The sequence below is a fragment of the Arthrobacter sp. CDRTa11 genome, from assembly GCF_026427775.1.
Lineage (GTDB): Bacteria > Actinomycetota > Actinomycetes > Actinomycetales > Micrococcaceae > Arthrobacter.
In genome coordinates this window covers 4,371,164-4,386,267 of sequence record NZ_CP044532.1, presented here as the reverse complement: position 1 = coordinate 4,386,267, position 15,104 = coordinate 4,371,164, and the positions used below count along the sequence as shown (strand labels likewise).

Annotated in this window: 15 protein-coding genes; 7 read left to right on the top strand and 8 right to left on the bottom strand. The window is 62.0% G+C overall.

Annotated features, from left to right (window positions below; translation table 11 throughout):
- Positions 1-164: 164 nt before the first annotated feature.
- Positions 165-467 carry a hypothetical protein gene (locus F8G81_RS19950; protein WP_267276368.1) on the bottom strand — a complete coding sequence of 101 codons (303 nt, stop codon included), beginning with the start codon at positions 465-467 and terminating at the stop codon, positions 165-167.
- A gap of 229 nt (positions 468-696) precedes the next feature.
- Between F8G81_RS19950 and F8G81_RS19945 the strand changes: the two genes are divergently transcribed.
- From F8G81_RS19945 to F8G81_RS19920, 6 genes are all read left to right on the top strand, one after another.
- A complete protein-coding gene (locus F8G81_RS19945; protein ID WP_267276367.1) occupies positions 697-1,263 on the top strand; it encodes a hypothetical protein in 567 nt (188 codons plus the stop codon).
- A gap of 80 nt (positions 1,264-1,343) precedes the next feature.
- A complete protein-coding gene (locus F8G81_RS19940; protein ID WP_267276366.1) occupies positions 1,344-2,663 on the top strand; it encodes a ParM/StbA family protein in 1,320 nt (439 codons plus the stop codon).
- A 294-nt stretch (positions 2,664-2,957) separates the two neighbouring features.
- Positions 2,958-3,629 carry a haloacid dehalogenase type II gene (locus F8G81_RS19935; RefSeq protein WP_267276365.1) on the top strand — a complete coding sequence of 224 codons (672 nt, stop codon included), beginning with the start codon at positions 2,958-2,960 and terminating at the stop codon, positions 3,627-3,629.
- Between the two features lie 27 nt (positions 3,630-3,656).
- Entirely contained in the window at positions 3,657-4,934 is a 1,278-nt protein-coding gene (locus F8G81_RS19930) for an NAD(P)/FAD-dependent oxidoreductase (protein WP_267276364.1), read from the top strand.
- An 18-nt stretch (positions 4,935-4,952) separates the two neighbouring features.
- Positions 4,953-6,506: an aldehyde dehydrogenase family protein gene (locus F8G81_RS19925; RefSeq protein WP_267276363.1), complete on the top strand. Its 1,554-nt coding sequence runs from the start codon at positions 4,953-4,955 to the stop codon at positions 6,504-6,506.
- A complete protein-coding gene (locus F8G81_RS19920) occupies positions 6,503-7,489 on the top strand; it encodes a D-2-hydroxyacid dehydrogenase (protein ID WP_267276362.1) in 987 nt (328 codons plus the stop codon). Before F8G81_RS19925 ends, F8G81_RS19920 begins: the two co-directional genes overlap by 4 nt.
- Positions 7,490-7,561: 72 nt before the next feature.
- On the opposite strand, the gene F8G81_RS19915 is transcribed toward F8G81_RS19920, so the two are convergent.
- The 7 genes from F8G81_RS19915 to F8G81_RS19885 are packed head-to-tail and all read right to left on the bottom strand — an operon-like array spanning position 7,562 to position 14,276.
- Positions 7,562-8,236, bottom strand: a complete 675-nt coding sequence (locus F8G81_RS19915; RefSeq protein ID WP_267276361.1) for a GntR family transcriptional regulator — start codon at positions 8,234-8,236, stop codon at positions 7,562-7,564.
- Positions 8,237-8,280: 44 nt separating this feature from the next.
- Positions 8,281-8,985 (bottom strand): GntR family transcriptional regulator, encoded by a 705-nt coding sequence (locus F8G81_RS19910; RefSeq protein WP_267279307.1) that lies wholly within the window; start codon positions 8,983-8,985, stop codon positions 8,281-8,283.
- A gap of 19 nt (positions 8,986-9,004) precedes the next feature.
- Positions 9,005-10,459, bottom strand: coding sequence for an NAD-dependent succinate-semialdehyde dehydrogenase (locus F8G81_RS19905; protein ID WP_267276360.1), 1,455 nt, complete (start codon positions 10,457-10,459; stop codon positions 9,005-9,007).
- A 38-nt stretch (positions 10,460-10,497) separates the two neighbouring features.
- Positions 10,498-11,631 carry an N-methyl-L-tryptophan oxidase gene (solA, locus tag F8G81_RS19900; protein WP_267276359.1) on the bottom strand — a complete coding sequence of 378 codons (1,134 nt, stop codon included), beginning with the start codon at positions 11,629-11,631 and terminating at the stop codon, positions 10,498-10,500.
- Positions 11,632-11,634: 3 nt separating this feature from the next.
- Positions 11,635-12,402 (bottom strand): amino acid ABC transporter ATP-binding protein, encoded by a 768-nt coding sequence (locus tag F8G81_RS19895; RefSeq protein ID WP_267276358.1) that lies wholly within the window; start codon positions 12,400-12,402, stop codon positions 11,635-11,637.
- Positions 12,399-13,337, bottom strand: a complete 939-nt coding sequence (locus F8G81_RS19890; RefSeq protein ID WP_267276357.1) for an amino acid ABC transporter permease — start codon at positions 13,335-13,337, stop codon at positions 12,399-12,401. The genes F8G81_RS19895 and F8G81_RS19890 overlap by 4 nt, the downstream gene beginning before the upstream one ends.
- A 9-nt stretch (positions 13,338-13,346) precedes the next feature.
- Complete coding sequence (locus F8G81_RS19885; RefSeq protein WP_267276356.1) at positions 13,347-14,276, bottom strand: ABC transporter substrate-binding protein; 930 nt, start codon at positions 14,274-14,276, stop codon at positions 13,347-13,349.
- Positions 14,277-14,592: 316 nt separating this feature from the next.
- Between F8G81_RS19885 and F8G81_RS19880 the strand changes: the two genes are divergently transcribed.
- A complete protein-coding gene (locus F8G81_RS19880) occupies positions 14,593-14,991 on the top strand; it encodes a hypothetical protein (RefSeq protein WP_267276355.1) in 399 nt (132 codons plus the stop codon).
- The last annotated feature ends 113 nt before the right edge of the window (positions 14,992-15,104 follow it).

The following is a 15,104-nucleotide window of genomic DNA, read 5'->3' as shown; positions in this document are numbered from 1 at the left end:
GCAAGGATTATGGATTACCTGATGTGGCGGCCTCTGGTGGCTGTGAGCATCTGCTTCCACAAGCGGCAGGCCTGGCACGTCGAGATGCTGCGGCTGCGGAGGCGGGCCGTCTCGCGAAAGCAGCGGAGGAGCAGTTCATGACCCCGGCGGGGCCGCTTCCTTAATTAGCCCATTGGCTCAAAATGAATGCCGCGGCGGCCAGAAGGCCGTGCTGCTGGAAGGTTCAGGATTTCAGGGGAGGGTCGCTCCGCCGCGATGTGCTTAGTAAATCCGAGCGAATCAGCAAGGCTTGCCGGGCTCATTCCTTCGTCGTGGGCTCGGATGACAGCTTCGATGAGGAGTTGGTCAACCGCCTCCTTGAGGGCCCTGAGGTCACGAATAGCAGCTTCGGTCTCCGGTAACTGGAGGTTGATCTGGTGCCACCGAAATTCTTGGGCGTGGCGGCTGGCTTTTCGTTCTGCACTCATGCGGACAACATTAGTTCCAGGCGCAGATCCCAACAAAAAAGAAACCACTGCGCGAGGCATAAGGATCAGTTGTAGCAGCGGTAAGTTGCACCATAAATTGCGGGCTAAGGTTGGGTTGTTCCTGACCAGAATTGACCGCGAGACGGGTCATGCGTGGGCGGAGAGCTAGGCGAGAGCCTGAGTCTTATCGTGAACTTTTGTTAATCGGAGAAAGAGAGGGGGAGGGTCTATGGCCAATCTTCAGAGCAAGGCGGCAGCGCCAAAGGCGAGGGCGGCTGCTAAGAAGACGTCAAAAACTTCTGCAGTCACAACTGTGAAACCGCCGCCGCAGCGATTCCGCTTGAGCGTCCCCGCAGCCGATGAGGCTGTGTTGGCGTGGATGGATTTGCAGGATAACCCATCACTATCTATTCGGATGCTGATCCGTGAGAGCATCGAGCGCCTTGGCTATGTCGATGTCATCAACCGACCAGTTTCCCAACTTCCCACGCGGGAACGTCTTGTTGGTCCTGAGGAGGGATCAACACGGACAGAGCGGAATGCAGAAATGGCTGGCGCGCCGGCTGCGTTGGTTCAGCAGAAGGCGGCACGTGCTCCGTCCGCGGATCCGGATCCCAGCCAGCAGACAAGCACCGAACCCGAGATCCAGGACATCGCACTGGCAGTCCCGGCACTGGTTCCGAAGTCTGCACCAAAACAGGACGACATGCAGACTTCCTCCTTGACCACTCCTGAACCGGAGCAGCCATCTGTCGAACAGGTTGAAGTTAACGACATCTTCTCGATGCTGCGCTAACTCCCGTAACAACTCCCAGCACTTCTCTTGTATGGCAACCCAGTAACCACATCAAACACTTTCCACGAAGGGATCACTTCATGACCATTTCGATCAATCTCACCGGTGGCATCGACGTTGGCAACGGCTATGTGAAGGGCCTCATCCGCGGCGCCGGTGCATCAGGTACAACCAAGGTGGACGAGATCGACTTGCCAAGCGGCGTGTCAACGATCACGCGCCCGAACGCTTTGCCGACCCCTGACGATGAAGCCGCCGCGAAGCTGGAAGGCAACTTCTACAATGAGCTGGACGTCAGCTTCGTCTCCCCGCTGGTCAGCAATTATCACCGCAGGCTCTTCGGCCTGCGTGCTCTGAGCGCCCAAGGTGCCTTTGATGAGTTCGACGTGGTTGGCCGTCGCAGCAAGGCCCAGCAGGAGCTGAGCAAGGTCCTGGTCATGGGTGCTTTCGCCGCCAAGGCCCTGCGTGACTACGTGCGTCAGCACGGTGGATTGCCGCCGGCTATCGAAACCCTGTATGTGGAGGCCCGGGTAGCACTTGCGCTGCCGATCAACGAGTACATCTCACACCGCACTAGCTATGCAGCTGAGTTCACGAGCGGTACGCATACGGTTACTGTTCATAACTTCGAGACTCCGGTCACCGTGAAGCTTGAATTCGTGGATGTACAGGTGATCCCCGAGGGTGCGTCGGCTCAGTATGCCATCACTGCCAAGGGTGAGCCGTTGATGGACGCTATGCTTGCCGATGTCCGTCGCAGGGGCCTGTCACTGGTGGGCATCACTTCTGCTGACGTGCTCGCCGCCGAGCACACTATCGGCATCGATGTCGGTGAAGGAACAGTCAATTTTCCTGTCTTCACCGCCGGAGAGTTCAACGCCGACGCCTCTACTACGCACAACCGAGGTTATGGTTCGGTTCTTAATGACGCGCTGAAGGCGATGGAGGACCAGGGCTTCTCGCATGGCTTCACTTCCCGCAAGCAGTTGGCCGAGTATTTGCAGGCCGGAGCGTCGCCGTTGAAGCGTAACTTCTATGACAAGGTCGCTCAGTTCGTTGATGAAGAGATGCGGTTCTTTGCCAAGGAAGTTACCGAGCGCTTCGGCCGCGTTCTGGCCATCGTCGGTGCGACCACAGAGGTCGCGTACGTCTTCGGCGGCGGGGCAGGTCCGGTGAAGCCACATCTGTATCCCGCGCTTCTTGCCAAGGCCACCGAGATGAACTCGGTGGACTCGTTCCCGACTCTTTACCTGGACTCCTCCTACTCACGAAACCTCAATCGTGAGGGTCTCTACATTGCCGCCCAGGCCGTGGAAGAACGAGCCGGCGCAGCACCGGCTACCAATGGTAAGCGCAGCGCCCGTTCGGCCAACAAGAAGCTCGTTGAGGCTGCCGTGTAGGTACCACGGGCAGTGAATGGTAAGAAGCTTTGATGATGGGGTCCGGTGATCAACCGGACCCCATCGCCGTTCGCGGGTATGCGTCGCCTCCCAGGGTGACCATTTTTTGCAGGGATTCTAGATGCGCTGCAGCTGAACTGTTCAACTGTTGACAGAAAGATAATACGGGCTCTAAAGTCGACGTATCGAGCTGCCGGAGTTCATCAGTCCCCAGAGGAACCCGTGGAGCTCAGACACCTACAAACGCAGAAGGTCACCCATGGCCTCTCGAAACTTTCAATGAACGGACGAATCATGGCAGACTCCAACCGGCCGAAGTACATTTCTTTTGATATCTACGGCACACTGATCAACTGGGATACCGATTCCACTACCCGCCGGCTGCTCGCCGGCCGTCTGCCCGAAGAGCAGTGGCCTGCGTTCAAGAAGGTTTTCCGCGGGTACCGGTTCGACGAGGTCCTTGGCGATTACAAGCCCTACGAGGAGATCCTCCAGAATTCCTTCGACCGCGTATGCAAGTTCTTTGGCATTGGGCCCACCCCTGGTGCGGGCGCGGAGTTCGCTGACGCTGTACGCGGCTTTGGTGCCCACGATGACGTGCCGGCTCCGCTGAAGCTCATGGGCGACAACTACAAGCTGGTGGCTCTGTCCAACGCAGACGACAGCTTCCTGGAGATCAGCATTCCCAAGCTCGGTGCTGACTTCCACGCCGTGTTGACAGCTGAGCAGGCCCAGGCTTACAAGCCGCGCTACCAGGCCTTCGAGTACATGCTCGATACCTTGAACGCCAAGCCCGAGGACTTCCTGCACATCGCCTCGCACACTCGCTACGACATGCACCCGATGCATGACATGGGCTTCCGGAACCTCTGGGTGCTGGACCGTGGCTACGACCCCATCACCGGTGGCTACGACTACAACGCCGTTAAGTCCCTGGACGAGATCAACAAGCACCTCGGTCTGTAAACCGGCTCCCAGGCGAAAGGTCAACCCGTGAAACTCAACCCCTATTGGCTGGACACTGCAGAACCGTCCGGGGACTACCGGCGAACCCCGGTACCCGAGAACGTCGACGTCGCCATTATCGGCGCCGGCTTCACCGGACTCTCCGCTGCCCTGGAATTTGCCCAGCAGGGCGCCAGCGTTGCAGTTTTCGAACGCCACACCGTGGGGTGGGGCGCATCGGGCCGCAACGGGGGAATGGCGACGACCGGGTTGGCCATCGGTTTCGGCACGGCGGTGAAGCGCTACGGTGCCACGCGTGCCGTGGAGATGTTCCGTGAATACAACGACGCCATCGACAGCATCGAGAAGCTGGTGCATGACAATGGCATTGAGTGCGACTACAAGCGGGACGGGAAGCTCTCGCTGGCCTTCCACAAGTCCCACTACGAAGGCTTCCTGAGGTCGCAGGAGAAGATGGCCGCCCTGGCCGACCACCATGTCACCGTTATCCCCAAGTCTGAGATCCACAGCGAAATCGGTACGGACTTCTACCAGGGGGCCATGCTTGACCCGCTGGGAGCAGGGCTGCATGTGGGCAAGTTTGTGCATGGGTTGGGCGGGGCGGCTGTCGTCGCCGGGGCTGATATCTGCGAGGAAGCCGGTGTCACGGAGCTGAAGAAGGTTTCCGGCACTGTGCACGACGTGCACACCACCCGGGGCATCACGCGGGCCAAGCAGGTCTTGGTGGCCACCAGCGGTTACACCGGCAACGTCACCCCGTGGCTGCAGCGTCGGGTGATCCCGGTGGGCAGCTTCATCATCTGCACCGAGCCGTTGCCCGAAGACGTGGTCAACCGGATCCTGCCGAACAGGCGCATGGCGTCGGACAGCAAGATGCTCTGTTACTACTTCCGAATTACACCCGATAACAGGCTGCTGTTCGGCGGCCGGGCCCGTTTCGCGCTGTCCAGCCCGGACTCGGACGTCAAGAGCGCCGAGATCCTCCGCAAGGCCATGCTCGAGCTCTTCCCTTACCTCTCCAACGCCAAGGTGGACTACATCTGGGGCGGCCTGGTGGACCTCTCCATGGACCAGATGGTTCATGCCGGTGTCCACGACGGGCTTTACTACTCCTTGGCCTACAGCGGACACGGCGTGCAGATGGCTGCCCACATGGGTAAGCGGATGGCTCACTACATGGCTGGCGACAAGAGCGCCAACGTGTGGGAAGACCTGAAGAATCCGCCCGTGCCGGGCCACTTCGGCCCGCCGTGGTTCCTGCCCTTCATCGGCGGGGCCGCCAAGATCATCGACCGCTTCAGCTAGGCCCACGAAGGAAATCCCATGCTTCCATCCATTAACGCTCTTGACGCGCGCCCGGAAACAACTGGATCCACCGGAACGACCGACGCGCGGGCGGACGTGGCGCGCCTCCCTGGCGGTGCCTTCTTAGAAGGTCGGTGGCAGACTGCCGATCTGACGTTGGAAGTGCGGGATCCTGAAGATGGCTTCCTGTTGGGGCAGGTGTGCAGTTCCACGGCGGCGGATGTCCGGCGGGCGATTGCCCACATCCACCGGCACCTGCACCGCGAGGACTGGCCGCTGCGTGCCCGCCGGCAGGCCCTGGAAAAGGCGGTGCTGCTTTTGGCGGAGCAGGCTGAGCGGTTCGCGAACATTATCGCGTCCGAGAGCAGCAAGACCATTACCGAGGCCGAGCGTGAGGTTCGTCGCTGCGGTGAGACCCTGCGGCTGTCGGCGGCGGCTGCCGGGGAGCTGGCGGGGGAGACCCTGGGGTTTGAGGACAGCATGGCCGGTGCGGGCAAGATTGGCTGGTACAGCCGGAAGCCGGTGGGGATCGTTGCGGCGATCACGCCGTTCAATGACCCGCTGAACCTGGTGGCGCACAAGCTGGGCCCGGCGCTGATCGGCGGCAACGGGGTGCTGCTCAAGCCCTCCACCCGGACGCCGCTGACCGGGCTGGCCTTTGTCCAGCTGCTGCTGGAAGCCGGTGTCCCGGCGGGCCGGATCGCGGCGATCGTGACCGGGCCCGGCGTGTCCGAGGCCGTGGTCACGGACCCCGGTGTTGACCTGATTTCCTTCACCGGCGGCCCCGCCACGGCCGAACGGATCGCCGCGGCGGCCGGGGCGAAGAAAATCCTCTCCGAACTCGGCGGGAACAACGCCACGATCATCTGCGCGGACGCGGACGCGCAGGCCGCTGCGAAGGCCGTCGTGGCCGGCGCGTTCGGGGTGGCCGGGCAGAACTGCCTGTCGGTCCAGCGGGTCTACGTCCACACCTCCCTGTTCGACCAGGTCCTGGGGCTCGTCACCACGGGCACGAGGGTGCTGCGGACCGGGCCGAAACTTAACCGGGCCACCGACGTGGGCCCGCTGATCTCCGAGGCCGAGGCCCGCCGCGTGGAGGAATGGGTGAACGAAGCCACAGCGGCCGGCGCCACCATCCACGCCGGCGGCACCCGCCGCGGCGCCTACTACGAACCCACGGTCCTGACCGATGTGCCCTCGGACGCCCGGGTGATCCGGGACGAGGTCTTCGGACCGGTGGTCAGCATCCTGCCGTTCATCGAGGTCCGCGACGCCGTGTTCGCGGCCAACAACACCGAGTTCGGCCTCCAGGCCGGCGTCTTCACCCAGTCCATCGACCTGGCCCTGGCGATCGCGGAGAAACTGCACGTGGGCGCCGTGGTCATCAACGAGACCAGCGACGTCCGGATCGACTCCATGCCCTTTGGCGGGTTCAAGAAATCCGGCGTCGGCCGCGAAGGCGTCAGCCACGCGGTCCGCGAAATGACCGAACCCAAAAACACCATCATCAACCTCGGCGAGCCACAGGCCCGCTGGCAGGTCCTGGGCGGCCTGACCGAACGGACAGCATGAGGACCGGCGCCCCAGCACCCAAGCGGCCCGTCGTCGCCGCTCTTTACCGGGAGGCGCTCCCGCCCCGGCTGGCAGAGGTCGAGGAGCTCGCGGACGTCCGGCTGACCAAGGCAGAGGGCCTCGCGGAGGCGCTGGACGGAGCCGACGTGCTCTACCAGTGGCATTCGTTCTCGCCGGCACTGCGGGAGAACTGGGGCGCCGCGTCCACCCTGAAATGGATCCACGTCACGGCAGCCGGTGTCAGCCAGCTCCTGTTCGAGGAACTGATCCGCAGCAACGTTGTCTACACCAACTCCCGCGGCGTGCTCAGCACAGCCATCGCCGAGTTCGCGCTCGGCTTTGTCCTGGACATGGCCAAAGACTCCCAGGGCTCTTTCCGGTTGCAGCAGGAACAGCGCTGGCAGCACCGGACCACCCGCAAAATCCAGGGCCAAACCGCCCTGGTGGTCGGCACCGGCTCCATCGGCCGGGAAATAGCCCGGCTCTTCCGCGCCGTCGGCATGGACGTGGACGGCGCCGGAAGAACAGCCCGGCCGGGAGACACGGCCTTTGACCGGATCCACTCCTCCCGCGACCTCGCCACGGTAGTTCACGACTACGATTACGTGGTCCTGGCAGCCCCGCTGACCGCCGACACCCAAAACCTGGTCGGCGCCGAAGTCCTCACAGCCATGAAACCCTCGGCCCGGCTCATCAATGTGGGCCGCGGCCAACTGGTGGATACCGCGGCGCTGACGGAGGCCCTGACGTCGGGGTCCATCGCCGGAGCAGCCCTGGACGTTGTCCACCCGGAACCCCTCCCGGCCGGACACGCCCTCTGGAGCATCGAAAACGTCATCATCACCCCGCACATGTGCGGCGACACCGAGAACTACCTCGATGACCTCGGCAAGCTCTTCGTGGAAAACCTCAAACGCTACCGCAACGGCGAACCACTCGAAAACATCGTGGACAAAGAACTCGGATTCGTCCCCGCCGACTAAGCAGTATGGGCTACGGCTTCTTGATAGATCCCGCGCTGACGGGCCGCGAGTGGAAGATGGCCTGCTGCCCCTTTAGCTTGCTGGGTGCCGTTGGGCGATAATTTCCCGGATCGATTCCCGATATTGGATGATCGTATCGGAGACGACCTTCTCCGCCAGGACAGGGTCACGCGAGTCAAGCGCATCAACTATGTTTTGGTGCTCAGATTCGAGTGTGTCCGGGTCCTCGTACTCGTGATGTTCAATGGAAAGAACAAACATGAAGTACCTCAGTTCGGTCACTAATTGCTGATAGAAGGTCCTCAACTTCTGGCTTCCGAGGAGTCCGACAATCGCGCTGTGAACCGCCAGGTCCTTCTCGACAATCTTGAACGGATCGCCGCTCTTCAAAACGGCCCGGAACTCCTCCATGGCGGCGTGGACTTCGTCCATGGAGGTGCTTTCGGAGATGCTCCGCGCAGCAGTGGTCTCCAGGTGGTACCGGGCGTTGTAGACGTCCATGATTTCGGCGTCGGTGGGGTCCCACACGATAGCGCCCTGATTGGCGCGGTGGCGAATGAGGCCGCCCGCTTGAACTATGCGGACGGCTTCACGAACAGTGTTCCGGGAAAGCCCCAGGTTGTCCGCGAGGAGACTCTCCCTGAGGCGTTCCCCTGGCTTGAGACCCCCGCTAAGGATCATGGCTGTGAGACCATCTGCGACCTGCTGCACCGTAGATGAATGGACTATCTTTATCTGCTCAACCATGCCTTCATGGTACAGGGATCGTCAACTGTAGTGCAGTAGACCATTCAGGGAGTGCTGGCTACGATTTGGCTGTCGCTTCTGGCGAGGTCATGGACGGCTTTTTGCAGGTGGTTTTTGAGGGCTTGCCGGAGTTCTTCCCTGTTGCCGGTTTCGAGCAGGTTGAGGATGTTCTGGTGTTCCTGGATCAGGGTCTGTGCTTCCGGGTAGGAGATCTCCAGGTTAAGAATGCACATTGTTGATTCGGCGGCCAAGGTTTCGTAAATTCGGGTCATTCTGCTGTTGCCGGCGGCTGCCACAATTGTGGTGTGGAATTCCATGTCCAGTTGGGCGATGGATTGCCTATTGGTTGCGTCAACCCGCTTTTGCATGTTCCTGAGGATTGTTTTCAGGGCCCGGCAGGTCTCCTTGAGGTGCTTGGGGCTGCTGTTGAGCAGGGTATCTGCGGCGGTTGTTTCCATGGCCTCACGCACAGCGTAGATTTCCTTGCTGTCCTGGGCAGAAATTTCCAGCACGAACACGCCATGGTTGCGCCGGTTGATGAGAATGCCTTCCTGGCACAGGCGTTGCACCGCTTCCCGGACGGGGCTCCTGGAGGTGTTCAGTTGGACGGCGATGATGGATTCGTTGATCTGGTCTCCGGGGCGGAAAATGCCTTGGATGATGTGTTCGCGCAGCTGATCGGCAATCAGTTGCGCGGTGGACCTTCCTTCCAAGGTGAACAGGCCTTTGCCTGCTGCGGATCCTCTCATCTCCTTCACCGAATGATTCTTAGATGGCTATTGCGGTGTATTTGTACTCGAGGAATTCTTCGATGCCGATTTTGCCGCCTTCGCGTCCCAGTCCGGACTGCTTGATGCCGCCGAAGGGTGCTATCGGGTTGGAGACCAGGCCGGTGTTGATGCCCACCATGCCTACTTCGAGTTCCTGGGAGAACCGCAGGGCTTTGGCCATGTTTTCGGTGAAGACGTAGCCCACCAGGCCCCATTCGGTGTCGTTGGCTGCATGCAGCACTTCATCTTCGCTGTCGAAGGGGGTGATGGCTGCGACCGGGCCGAAGATCTCGTTGTTCATCAGGTCCGCGTCCAGGGTCACGTCGGTCAGGACGGTGGGGGTGTAGAAGTAGCCAGGGCCTTCCGGGCGGTTTCCGCCGGTCAGGACGCGTGCGCCCTTGGCGACGGCGTCGGCGACGAGGCTTTCGACCTTGTCCAGGCCCTTTTGTTCGATCAGGGGACCGACGTCGGTTCCGGCCAGGGCGCCGTTGCCGACCTGGAGTTCGGACATTTTCTTGGCGAACTTTTCGGAGAATTCGGCCAGCACTGAGCGGTGGACGAAGAAGCGGTTGGCGGCGGTGCAGGCTTCGCCCATGTTCCGCATTTTGGCTTTCATGGCCCCGTCGACGGCCTTTTCGATGTCGGCGTCGGCCAGGACGATGAAGGGGGCGTTGCCGCCCAGTTCCATCGAGGAGCGCATGACGTTCTCGGATGCCTGGCGCAGCAGGATTTTGCCGACGCCGGTGGAGCCGGTGAAGCTGATCTTGCGGGCGATGCCGCTGCTGGTCCAGTTCTCCACCACGGGGGCGGCGCTGGCGGTGGTGACGACGTTCAGGACCCCGTCGGGCAGGCCTGCCTGCTGGAAGATGTCCACCAGGGCCAGGGAGGTCAGCGGGGTCAGTTCCGCGGGTTTGAAGACCATGGTGCAGCCGGCGGCGACGGCGGGGGCGATCTTGCGGGCGCCCATGGCCAGCGGGAAGTTCCACGGCGTGACCAGCACGGAAGGGCCGACGGGTTCCTTGGTGATCATGATCCGGGTGTTGCCGTCCACCGAGGTGGTCTGGTCCCCGCCGATGCGGACGGCTTCTTCGGAGAACCAGCGCAGCATCTCGGCGCCGTAGGCTACCTCGCCCTTGGCTTCGGCGAGGGGTTTGCCCATTTCGGCGGTCATGATCGCGGCGAGCCGGTCGGTGTTGGCGATGACCAGCTCGAAGGCCCGGCGCAGGATGTCTGCCCGTTCCCGCGGGGTGGACTTGCCCCAGGCTGCCTGGGCCCGGCCGGCGGCCTGGATGGCCAGGGCTGCATCCTCGGGTCCGCCGTCGGCGACGTGGGCGATGATTTCATTCGTTGCCGGGTTTTCCACGGCGAATGTGGCGCCGTTGGAGGCCTTCCGCCAGGCACCGTCGATGAACAAGTCAGTATGAAGAGTGGTGGGATCAAAGGAAAGACTCATGTCACGCTTTCAGTGTCGTGGGGAAAAGGTTCGCCGGGTTAGCCGGTTTTGAATCGTTGGGGCCGGACGAAGTCCAGGCCGTCAAAGGTGCGTTTACCGAGGGCTTCGTATGCGGCGATCTGGCCGTAGCCGGTGGCATTTTTGAAGCCGCCGCCGGAGAATCCCGTGGCGCAGTAGATCCTGCTTCCTTCGCTGAACCGCCCGACCAATGGGCTGCGGTCGGTGGTAAAGAGGTCAGGAAACGCGTCCGACCGCACGATGTTGGGGTACAGGCCCGGGAAGAACTCGCTCACCGTCTCGGTTGTCTCGGCGACCTCTGCCAGAGTAAGTTCCCGGGGAACTGCGTCGGGGTTCTCGGTCGGGGTCGGGCGGAAGTCCAAGGTTGCCTTGACCGTGGCGCCGTCGACGGCCGGTGCGCCATACATGGAGTGGTCTCCGGAGATCCGGATGAAGACGGGGAACCGCTCCGGCGAAAACTGTGCCGGATCTTTGGCGACGAACCAGGTCAGGAAGACCCTGTTCGGCTGGGTGTGCGCCCGCAGGGACTCCGGCATCAGCCGCTGGGACCAGCCGCCGGAGGAGATGATGACGTTTTCGTAGGTCCAGGACTTCTCGCCGGAGGTGATGTGGACGCCGTCGGTGGTTTCGGTGATGGCGTCGATGGGGGTGTTGGTGTGGATGGTTGCGCCGTTGGTTTGGGCTGCGGTGATGGCGGCCGTGACGGCGCGGTCGGTGCGCAGGGCACCGGCGTGGGGGTCGTAGACGGCGATGTCGTCCGGGCGGAGGTTGTGCTGGGGGTAGCGTTGGGCCATTTGTTCGCGGCTGAGGATTTCGTGCTCGGCCCCGGTTTGTTGGGTGGTTTCCAGGAGGGCTGACAGGTAGGGGCCGTTTTTGGTGCCGATGGAGAGTCCGCCGGTGTGGGTGAGGATGTTTTGGCCGGTTTCGGCTTCGAGTTCGGCCCAGAGCTGGCGGGAGCGTTCCAGGATGGGGTAGAGGTTGGGGTTGCCGCGGTAGATCATGCGGAAGAGCCGGGTGTCCCCGCCCACGGCGCTGCGGCCGTGGGCGGGGGTGTGGGCCTCGAAGCCGGCCACGTTTTCGGACAGACGGCTGGCTTGCCAGAGGGCCATGGAGCCGATGCTGCCCAGGCCGATGATGGCGAGTTTTCCGTCCATGGTTTAGAGGACCTGTTCCAGGAAGGCCTGGGTGCGGGCTTCCTTCGGGTTGGTGAGGACTTCGCGGGCGTCGCCACGTTCGATGACGTAGCCGTCGTCCATGAAGATCAGCGAGTCGGCGACTTCGCGGGCGAAGCCCATTTCGTGGGTGACCACCACCATGGTCATGCCCTTCTTGGCGAGCTGTTTCATGACGGTGAGGACTTCACCGACCTTTTCCGGGTCAAGGGCTGAGGTCGGTTCGTCGAAGAGCATGATCTCCGGGTCCATCGCCAGGGAGCGGGCGATCGCGACGCGTTGTTGCTGGCCGCCGGAGAGTTGGGCGGGGTAGTAGTCTCCGAACCCGGCCAGGCCGACGCTGGCGAGGAGTTCCTGCGCCCGTTTGGCGGCCTGCTTCTTGTCAGCGCCTTTGACCAGGACGGGGCCGGACATGATGTTCTCCAGGGCGGTCATGTTGGGGAAGAGGTTGAAGGACTGGAAGACCATGCCCACCCTGGTGCGTTGTTCGGCCAGTTTTTTGGGTGGCAGTGCGTGGTAGGCGTGCTCGGTTTCGTAGTAGCCGAAGTCTTCGCCGTTGACTTTCAGGATTCCGGAGTCCACTGTTTCCAGGCCGTTGATGCAGCGCAGGATGGTGGATTTGCCGGAGCCGCTGGGGCCGATGATGCAGCAGATCTCGCCGCTGGCGATGTCGAGGTTGATGTCTTTGAGGACTGTTTTGGGTCCGAAGGACTTGCGGATCTTCTGGGCGAGGATGGTGCCGTCGTTGCTCATCGGAGGTTACCTTCTTCCGGTTCTGTCAGCACAACCGCTTTCTTGGCCTTGCGGGGAAGCCTGGAGGTTGAGCGGGAGTATTTTTCCTCGAGCTTGGACTGCGGGTAGCTCAGCAGCAGGGTCATCACCAGGTACCAGAGGCTGGCGACGATCAGCAGCGGGATGGTCTCGTAGGTCCGGGCGTAGATGAGTTGGGCGCTTTGGAGCAGTTCGGCCACACCCAGGACGCTGACGAGGGAGGTTCCCTTGAACATGCCGATGACCTGGTTGCCGGTGGCCGGGATGATCGAGGGCATCGCCTGCGGGATGATGACCTTGCGCATCTTCGTCCCGGCGCTCATCCCGAGGGAGTCTGCGGCTTCGATCTGGCCCTTGCCGACGGAGGAGAACCCGCCGCGGATGATCTCGGCCATGTAGGCGCCCTCGTTCAGGGTCAGCCCGACCAGGGCTGCGGTGATGGGTGCCATCAGGGCGTTGACGTCGATCGCGGTGCCGATGTCGGTGAACGGGATTCCGATGGACAGGTTCGGATACAGTGCGGCGACGTTGAACCAGAAGATCAGCTGCACTAGGACCGGGGTGCCGCGGAAGATGGTGATGTAGACCCCGGCGGTCGCGGCGACGGGTTTGATGCTGGAGGCCCGCATGACGGCCAGGCCCAGGCCCAGCAGGGTGCCCAGGGCCATGCTGGCGAAGGTCAGGAAGAGCGTGAGCATCAGCCCGCGCAGGATGGATTCGTGGGTGAAGTATTGGGCGACGACGCCCCACCTGAAGTTCGGGTTGGTCGAGACCGAGGCCAGGATGCCGATGCCGATCAGGGAGCACAGTACCCAGGCGACGTATTCGAAGGTGCTGCGCCGTTTGAGCCGTGGTTTCAGCGCCGGGTCGGTCCGGTTCTTGCCGGGTCCGCTTCGTTCAAGAGTTGTTTGCTGCATGGATGTCCCTTAGCGGATTGCGGCTTCGGTGATGGCTGATTCGCCCAGGCCCCAGTACTCCAGGGATTCCTTGTATTCGGGGGTTTCCAGCACGGACTGGATGGCTTTTTGCAGGGCCGGGGTCAGCGCTGAGCCTTTTTTGACGCCCATCGCGACGTTGGTGTTGGTGCGGGTATCCATCCTGGGCTCCAGGATGTGGAAGTGGTCCGGCTGCTGTTCGTTGGCCCAGGCCAGGGCGGAAGCGTCGTAGAAGACCCCGTCGATCCGCTTGGAGTCCAGCTGCGTCAGGGCTTCCTGGACGTTGGGCAGGGTGATGGCGTTGATGGCCGGCTGGCCCTTTTCCTCACAGGTCCACTTCGAAACGTTCGGCAGGTGCTTGAGCTGCTGGGTGGAGCCCTTGGTCACGCCAATGTTTTTCCCGCACAGGGTGTCGTTGGTCAGGTTGTTCGGGTTGCCCTTGGCTACCGCGACGGCCGAGCCGCCCTTGAGGTAGTTGATCATGTCCAGGACCTTGAGCCGCTCTTCGGTGGCGGACATCGTGGTGGCGGTGAAGTCGTACCGGCCGCCGTCGATCCCGGGAATGATCGTGTCAAACGCGGTGTTTTCGAACTTCAGCTTCAGGCCCAGCTTCTTCGCCACCAGCCGGGCAAGGTCCGGGTTCAGCCCGATCGGGGTGGAGTTATCCTCGGCCAGGAACGTCATCGGCGGGGAACTCAGATCCATCGCCACCGTGATCTCGCCCTTGGACTTGAACGACTCCGGCAACAACGCCACCGCCGCCGCGTCCGGCTGGACACCCTCAGAAACGTCCCGGGTGTTCTGCGTCTTCGAAAGTTCCGCGGCCGGGGCGTTCGATGATGCCGCGCCGCCACAAGCGGACAAGGCCAATACAACGGCGAGCCCGGCAGCCGCCGTCTGGAATTTATTGATGGTCTTCATGATGCTTCCCTTCAAAGTGATTCAGCGGCACATGCCGGCTGAAGCGGGTGCAGTCTTTCCAAGGCCTTTCCTCACGGCGTCCTGATGCAACAGGTGAGGCCAGCGTTGGTCTTGATGCTTCCTATGAGCTGAGCTGTGACTCAGCTCTCGTTCCGTATAGCAATGAAACCCTGCTTTTCGTCTAATGTCAACAGTTCAACAGTTCAACTGCAACTGTTGAGCAGTTCAGCGATTGTACGTGTCTAGATTGGCAGCCCAACAGAGCCTGAAGCGCTGCGTCGGCTGATGGTTACCTGTCCCCTGTACCATCAAGACCATGCCCACTGTGCTTGAAATGGCAGGTCCCATTCTGGAAATGCTGACCTGGCTGTGCCTGCCCACCGGGCTGATCCTGCTCGTATACACAGGGATCCTGCGGCGTTTTGTGCATCCTTGGTCCGTAGCGGAGGGCGTGGTGTACTCCGACCCGACCGGGACGGGCTTCCGCTGGTTCGACCAAAAGTACCGCGTCCACCATGCGCCCATGTCGCCACATGACATCAAAGACCTGGCTGTGGGGGACACGCTGCCGATCTACTATCACCCCAACCGCCCCACTCAGTGGCAGACCGCAGCTCCTGAGCCAGCAGGGAGGACCGCCGTCGCCCTTGGCCGGATCCTCACCGGAATTGGTACCGTCGCCTTCATTGCGGGTTTTGTGCTTCCGATGTTCTAGGGCTTCACCGGGCGCTGGCCTGTGTCTGGGACCTTCACCTATCAGGGGGTTCTCCAGTCCGGCTGACTATTGCTGCCCCGGCTGACGGGGTATGGCGAGGACCTGGTGGGGTT

Excerpts from the sequence above, each read along its gene's own strand:
- F8G81_RS19950 (WP_267276368.1), bottom strand. The coding sequence starts at position 467 with ATGAGTGCAGAACGAAAAGCCAGCCGCCACGCCCAAGAATTTCGGTGG.
- F8G81_RS19945 (WP_267276367.1), top strand. The coding sequence starts at position 697 with ATGGCCAATCTTCAGAGCAAGGCGGCAGCGCCAAAGGCGAGGGCGGCT.
- F8G81_RS19940 (WP_267276366.1), top strand. The coding sequence starts at position 1,344 with ATGACCATTTCGATCAATCTCACCGGTGGCATCGACGTTGGCAACGGC.
- F8G81_RS19935 (WP_267276365.1), top strand. The coding sequence starts at position 2,958 with ATGGCAGACTCCAACCGGCCGAAGTACATTTCTTTTGATATCTACGGC.
- F8G81_RS19925 (WP_267276363.1), top strand. The coding sequence starts at position 4,953 with ATGCTTCCATCCATTAACGCTCTTGACGCGCGCCCGGAAACAACTGGA.
- F8G81_RS19920 (WP_267276362.1), top strand. The coding sequence starts at position 6,503 with ATGAGGACCGGCGCCCCAGCACCCAAGCGGCCCGTCGTCGCCGCTCTT.
- F8G81_RS19915 (WP_267276361.1), bottom strand. The coding sequence starts at position 8,236 with ATGGTTGAGCAGATAAAGATAGTCCATTCATCTACGGTGCAGCAGGTC.
- F8G81_RS19910 (WP_267279307.1), bottom strand. The coding sequence starts at position 8,985 with ATGAGAGGATCCGCAGCAGGCAAAGGCCTGTTCACCTTGGAAGGAAGG.
- F8G81_RS19905 (WP_267276360.1), bottom strand. The coding sequence starts at position 10,459 with ATGAGTCTTTCCTTTGATCCCACCACTCTTCATACTGACTTGTTCATC.
- solA (WP_267276359.1), bottom strand. The coding sequence starts at position 11,631 with ATGGACGGAAAACTCGCCATCATCGGCCTGGGCAGCATCGGCTCCATG.
- F8G81_RS19895 (WP_267276358.1), bottom strand. The coding sequence starts at position 12,402 with ATGAGCAACGACGGCACCATCCTCGCCCAGAAGATCCGCAAGTCCTTC.
- F8G81_RS19890 (WP_267276357.1), bottom strand. The coding sequence starts at position 13,337 with ATGCAGCAAACAACTCTTGAACGAAGCGGACCCGGCAAGAACCGGACC.
- F8G81_RS19885 (WP_267276356.1), bottom strand. The coding sequence starts at position 14,276 with ATGAAGACCATCAATAAATTCCAGACGGCGGCTGCCGGGCTCGCCGTT.
- F8G81_RS19880 (WP_267276355.1), top strand. The coding sequence starts at position 14,593 with ATGCCCACTGTGCTTGAAATGGCAGGTCCCATTCTGGAAATGCTGACC.